Source organism: Candidatus Obscuribacterales bacterium, assembly GCA_036703605.1.
In the GTDB taxonomy this organism is placed as follows: Bacteria; Cyanobacteriota; Cyanobacteriia; order RECH01; family RECH01; genus RECH01.
The window spans coordinates 1-5,534 of record DATNRH010000560.1; the positions used below are offsets into that span (position 1 = coordinate 1).

Genomic DNA, 5,534 nt, shown 5'->3' on the forward strand with positions numbered 1-5,534 from the left:
TGTCTGGGCTAATCTGGCGTACGCATCAGTTTCGCGACCAAAGCTTGCGATCGCCGGAACTCCATAGCCAGCTCATCGCCATTCCAGGGGATAAGCAGATCCTGATCGAGGCAACCGCGGCGGTGCTGCAGTTTTGGCAAACGGTAACCACGGGCATGTCGTTTTGGTTGGCTGGCCATGATCCCCAGCCAGCGACACCCGACCAAATTGAGCAATGGATTCACCAAACCGAGTGGGCAGAACTGGAGGCAGCACGCACCGAAGTCTATCTCAGCCTCTGTTGGGGCAATCCCCGGGAATGCCATTACCAATGGGCTCAGCCAGACTCGGGATGTATACGAGTCATTGCAGCGATCGCACAACCGGGCTTGATCAAGGTATAGTGAAAGGCTGCAGGCGATCGCCTGCTTACGTTTTATGTCTTGAAGGAGACGATGCAATGCCACAAGCCGTGGGGGTCATTGAAGCGTTGGGGTTTCCGGCAACCTTAGCGGCGGCCGACGCCATGCTCAAGGCAGGGCGCGTGACCTTGGTGTATTTTGACAAGGCAGAACGGGGAAACTTCTACATTGCCATTCGTGGCAGCGTTTCAGAGGTAGCCTCTGCCATGGCAGCTGGGCTAGAAGCGGGAGAAGCTTGCTTCGGGGGCAAAATTATGACCCACTACACCGTGCCGAATCCGCCGGAAAACATTGTGTCGGTCTTGCCCATCCACTACACCGATCAAGTCGAGGCCTTCCGAGTCTATTAAGCCCTTGGCATAGGCATAAATAAAACTATACACAGCGCTTATAAATTGTTATCGTTCAACCCATTATCTGGCCAACAAGTCCCGGGTTTTTGGGGACGTGGGCCCGTAGAATTGGTTTGAGTCTATACAAACTATTCGCGCCGTCGGTGGGGATAGAAGCAGACCCACCAGCATTGTTTATCGATGGTTAGGAGAGCATACATGTCATTGTCTGCGGTTGGATCAATTGAGACGAAGGGATTTCCCGCAGTGCTGGCGGCAGCGGATGCGATGGTGAAGGCCGGGCGTGTCACCCTGGTGGGCTATATCCGGGTGGGAAGTGCCCGGTTTACCGTGAATATTCGTGGGGATGTATCGGAAGTCAAGGCGGCGATGGAAGCCGGCATTGCTGCCGTCGAAACCGTCTACGGCGGCGCTTTAGAATCCTGGGTGATCATCCCTCGGCCCCACGAAAACGTGGAGTGTGTGCTGCCCATCGCCTATGGTGACGATGTTGCAGAATTCCGCGATGCTGTGGAGCAACCGCGGATTCTAGGGTCTTCGTTTAATCGCTAGGTATTACACCGCTAATCTTTAGTCAGATCACGGGAGAGGCAGCGATCGCCCTGCTGAACCCGCGCTCCATTGGCAAAATCCCAGCCCGACTGAGGCTTTTTCCCAGCAGGCTGTACTTGATACAGCAATAACCAACCGGCTCCCGTCTGCACGATGGGGCCGTTTTTTTTGAGGATGGCAACAATATCGCCGGGTTGGCTGGTCTGGCTGGCGGCGGCAATGTCTAACGAGGCGATTTGGGACAGTAGATCAGCGAACTCGTCCGGCATATCGTCACTAGGCAGCGGGATGGGAATGGTGCGCAGGATTTTGAGGGGCTGATCTCGAAACTCAGTAACGCAATTGGGAAAGAAGCCACGAATCTGGTTATGGAGAGCGATCGCACTCTTAGACCAGTCTAGGTGGTAGTCAGCTTTTTGAATCAGCGGTGCATAAGTGGCTTCGTCATCATCCTGGGCGATCGCCTTTAGGGTGCCGGCATCTAAACCCAGTAGCGTCTCGATCAGCAGATCAGCCGTCAGGTGGGAAAGGCGATCGCCTACCTCTGCAGCGGTATCCCACCAATGGATCGGCGTAGTAGCTTTCAGCAACATCGCGCCCGTATCCATCCCCACATCCATCTGCATGGTGGTAATGCCCGTTTCCAGTTCTCCCTGCACCAAACTCCACTGGATAGGCGCAGCACCGCGATAGTGGGGCAGGAGGGAGCCATGCCCATTGATACATCCCAAGCGAGGCATGGCTAGGATCTCCGGCGATAGCAGTTGCCCATAGGCCACCACCACAAAAGCATCGGCCGTAAGGGCCGCTAGTTCGCCTAGGGTTTGGGAATCTTTTTTAAGCCGGCGGGGTTGCCAAACCGGGAGCTGATTGTCCACTGCTAGTACTTTGACGGGAGAGGGGGAAAGACTCTTGCCCCGACCTCGGCGCTTATCAGGCTGGGTAACGACGCCACACACTTGAATGTCAGGATGCTGAAGGAGGCGCGCTAGGCTAGGTACTGCAAAGTGAGGCGTACCAAAAAACACGATCTTCATGGGCGGGGATCAATGGTGATTTCAACGCGACGATTGCGCTGCTGGGCGGAGCGATCGGTGGACAGGATTAGAGGACGGCTGGAACCATAGCCGATCGCCACCAGGCGATAGCTAGGGCCAAGCTGGGGCGCTAAGACATCACGAATCTGTTGCGATCGCGCAAAGGATAGCGGCAGCCCATCCGTGCTGTCTGGGGTAGGAGCGGTGTGAACGCCGATGCGGATCGTAGCCGTGGGATAGGTTTGCAGCTCCGTGGCAATATCATCGAGCAACGTTTCGGCCCCATCGACCAATCGTGCGTCATTGGTCTGAAATAGAGCATCGCTCGGGAGAGTAACCCGCAGGGTGTCTGGAGAGAGGCTAGGGGTAGATGTCGTGGAGATCGGAGCAGCCTCTGTCTCTGAAGCCCTTGCCGGAGGATCAGCCGGCTGTTCGGCCGGCTCGTCTACATCAGCCGTCTCATCTAAACCAGCCGTTTCATCCGACGAAGACTCAGAACTAGCAGGATCTAGCCGACGTTCGAGGCGGCGCAGTCGCTCTTCCACAGGCCCCGACTGGGGGGCTCCATCTAGCTGTACTTCCAAGTCTTGGAGGCGATCGCCAATGGCCTCTACTTCAGTTTGTAAGTCTGCCACGGCTGTGGTGACGGCTGCCCGCTCTGCCTCATCGAGCTGCAGGGCTTCCTCCGAGGTCTCAGTCTCTTCTGAGTCAGGCTCTACACCTGTATCTGACGAATCAGGAAGGGACTCCAGCCGGGGAATTGCAGGCAGCAGAGTGGATTCTGGCTCAACAGGGGCATACCATTCTCCACTGCGCCATGCAGACACTTGGCGAAACAGAACCTCTAACATGGGCCGCTCAGGAATCGCCCCGGGTCGCCACAGAGCAACGCCAATGCCTACCAAAACAGCTAGGCTTCCCCCAACGCCCAACAGTAAAAGGCGAAAGATCAAAACCAACAATCCATACAGCAGACCGGGCGATCGCGCTGGGGCTGATGGAGGAGTGTCATGGGGAGGCTGAGACGAGGGCACCATAGTTGAACCAGTAAAACAGTTTGAACGAAGCGTGTGAGATCTCAGAAGGCTCGCCACCATAGGCAGAATCTAACGATTGATGTCTATGTGACGCTGCATACGTTAAGTCTATTAAAGAGTTTCAGCGTTTTCTATGGCAGTTCCCTCTTCGCTTGCTATACCTGTAATTAGGAGCATATCAACCTGTATGGCACTGCCATGCATCAGAGCTTAGGGAGTGGCTGCTAGAGGCGGCAAAGTTCCGGGCAAGGAGCTACCAATCTGTGCATCTTGTGCATCTAGCTATGGTAGCTAAGACGCTTGGATAGAGCGAATACTGAGCAAGTACAAATCTGAATAGTTTGTACTAACCCCTACGGTACAACAACCAAGCCTACCGGTTTTCATGGCTATCTGGCATTATCCATAGCTGTTTCTATCCCATGGTACCGTGATGGCTATTTCTGCCGGAAACAGTCTCACGGTCATGGGACTAGTTTGAGGTGGATCCTGTGCCACCTATCAGGGTAGGAGAGATATCCCCGCTATTGCCCTGGTGAGATCACGAGAAACAGTGTGCTCTGTTAAGAGGAGCATAGTTTCTCTATGTCAACATGCTCCAAGTGATGCGCTTCATTTTTTGCTAACCCCATGTCAGCATGACGCCTGCTGATGTTACTGTGCCCATGACCGAACCTTCCACCCGCCTAGACCCCTTAAATAGCCCGTACCCAGTCCCCTGGAACTGGGTGATGACCATGGTCTCGGAGAATCCTGCTCAGCGATCGCCTATTTTGCGTTACTACCGCAGTCCCTCCTTGGTCTCTCCTGATGGCTGCTACGCTGCCTATAGCCGCATTCAGCTTCGCATTCAGCCTGATCCCACGCAGACCCAAGTGGCTAGCGTGCTGTTTCTAGAAAACCTGAAAACCGGTGCTCTGCAGGTGATTACCGCCTCATCGCCCCTAGCCGACAATCCCTTTGTTTCGGGAGAAGAACCCGAACATCCTGGCAGCATCGCCATGATTATTCCCATTGCCTGGTCGAAGGCGGGCGATCGCATCTTGGCGCGAGAATTTGAGTCACTCTTTGGTACAGGTTTGGCATCAGACTACGCCGTAGTCTGGGATCAACACCAGAGCCAAGCCCATACCATCGCCCCCACCATGGTGAACTATAGCAACGCTATTTTGCTGGGATGGAGTCAAGCTGATCCCGACCGAGTGCTCTTTCGGGCTGGCAATATAGGAGAAGAGCGGTGGCCCATCTGGGCTGTGAATCTCCATGGACAAACAGTTGCGGCCGATGCGGGCGATCGCCCCGTGGTGTTTGGGGAACTGGTCAATAATGTCTGGACAGGGCCCCAGGCCTATCGCTAGCAAGATGGGATGTCACCCACAAACCACAACAAGCTCTATGTGAAACCGCCCCTTGACTCGTTTTAGATCCAAGGGGCGGTCTTGCATCACACTTATGTGACAACTACTCACGTGACAACTATAGAGTGAGGGATTCGGGATTGGTTTCAATCAACTTGGCAAGATCCCGCAGGAAGGCGGCAGCATCAGCACCATAGATGATGCGGTGATCACAGGTGAGGTTGACCTGCATTTGATTGCGCACCCCCATCATGCCGTCAGCCGTGGCCACCACTTGGGGGCGAGAGGCTCCAATGGCCAGGATTGAACCTTGACCCGGCGGCAAAATGGCATCGAAGCGATCGACGCCAAACATGCCTAGGTTAGACAGGGTAAAGCTACCGGTGGAATATTCATCGGGCTGAAGCTGTTTCAGGCGCGATCGCTCCACCAAATCTCGCCAGGTGCGGGATAGGGAATAGAGATCCACTTGATCAGCCTGGCGCAGGACAGGGGTAATCAAACCACCGCCCTCCATAGCCACCGCCACCGCCACATTAATCTCTGAGCGATAGCTGGTTCCCTGTTCGGTATAGAAAGCATTCACCAAGGGATGGCGCTGCAGCGTCACCGCCACGGCCTTAGCCAGCAGGGCGGTCATGGTGACGCCTTTCGATTTCACCTTTTTATACAGGGCATCAAGGGCATCGGTGGTGATGGTGTAACCAACCCGGAAGGTAGGCACCTGAAGACTGGTCATCATGTTGCGCACCACAGCTTGCTGCAGGGTGTTGAACTTGGCGACTTCCCCAAGGGG

Annotated in this window: 7 protein-coding genes; 4 read left to right on the forward strand and 3 right to left on the reverse strand. The window is 55.0% G+C overall.

Annotated elements, in window-relative coordinates:
• The 3 genes from V6D20_11960 to V6D20_11970 all read left to right on the forward strand — a co-directional run.
• A partial coding sequence (locus V6D20_11960) for a hypothetical protein (protein ID HEY9816494.1) occupies positions 1–383 on the forward strand: 383 nt, incomplete at its 5' end.
• A 56-nt stretch (positions 384–439) separates the two neighbouring features.
• Positions 440–751 (forward strand): carbon dioxide-concentrating mechanism protein CcmK, encoded by a 312-nt coding sequence (locus tag V6D20_11965; GenBank protein ID HEY9816495.1) that lies wholly within the window; start codon positions 440–442, stop codon positions 749–751.
• Positions 752–952: 201 nt separating this feature from the next.
• The gene (locus V6D20_11970) at positions 953–1,306 is read left to right on the forward strand and encodes a carbon dioxide-concentrating mechanism protein CcmK (protein HEY9816496.1); all 354 of its coding nucleotides are present in this window, start codon (positions 953–955) and stop codon (positions 1,304–1,306) included.
• Between the two features lie 11 nt (positions 1,307–1,317).
• Here the strand turns inward: V6D20_11970 and fmt are convergent, their stop codons facing one another.
• Both fmt and V6D20_11980 read right to left on the reverse strand, forming a co-directional pair.
• Positions 1,318–2,343, reverse strand: coding sequence for a methionyl-tRNA formyltransferase (gene fmt, locus V6D20_11975; GenBank protein HEY9816497.1), 1,026 nt, complete (start codon positions 2,341–2,343; stop codon positions 1,318–1,320).
• Positions 2,340–3,380 (reverse strand): OmpA family protein, encoded by a 1,041-nt coding sequence (locus V6D20_11980; GenBank protein HEY9816498.1) that lies wholly within the window; start codon positions 3,378–3,380, stop codon positions 2,340–2,342. Before V6D20_11980 ends, fmt begins: the two co-directional genes overlap by 4 nt.
• Positions 3,381–4,045: 665 nt before the next feature.
• Here V6D20_11980 and V6D20_11985 point away from each other — a divergent pair.
• Entirely contained in the window at positions 4,046–4,738 is a 693-nt protein-coding gene (locus tag V6D20_11985) for a hypothetical protein (protein HEY9816499.1), read from the forward strand.
• A 118-nt stretch (positions 4,739–4,856) separates the two neighbouring features.
• Here the strand turns inward: V6D20_11985 and V6D20_11990 are convergent.
• Positions 4,857–5,534 (reverse strand): dihydrolipoamide acetyltransferase family protein (locus V6D20_11990; protein HEY9816500.1); only part of this gene is annotated, 678 nt, incomplete at its 5' end.

Bases quoted from the DNA above. Each gene is read 5' to 3' on its own strand.
- V6D20_11965 (HEY9816495.1), top strand. From the start codon at position 440: ATGCCACAAGCCGTGGGGGTCATTGAAGCGTTGGGGTTTCCGGCAACC.
- V6D20_11970 (HEY9816496.1), top strand. From the start codon at position 953: ATGTCATTGTCTGCGGTTGGATCAATTGAGACGAAGGGATTTCCCGCA.
- fmt (HEY9816497.1), bottom strand. From the start codon at position 2,343: ATGAAGATCGTGTTTTTTGGTACGCCTCACTTTGCAGTACCTAGCCTA.
- V6D20_11980 (HEY9816498.1), bottom strand. From the start codon at position 3,380: ATGGTGCCCTCGTCTCAGCCTCCCCATGACACTCCTCCATCAGCCCCA.
- V6D20_11985 (HEY9816499.1), top strand. From the start codon at position 4,046: ATGACCGAACCTTCCACCCGCCTAGACCCCTTAAATAGCCCGTACCCA.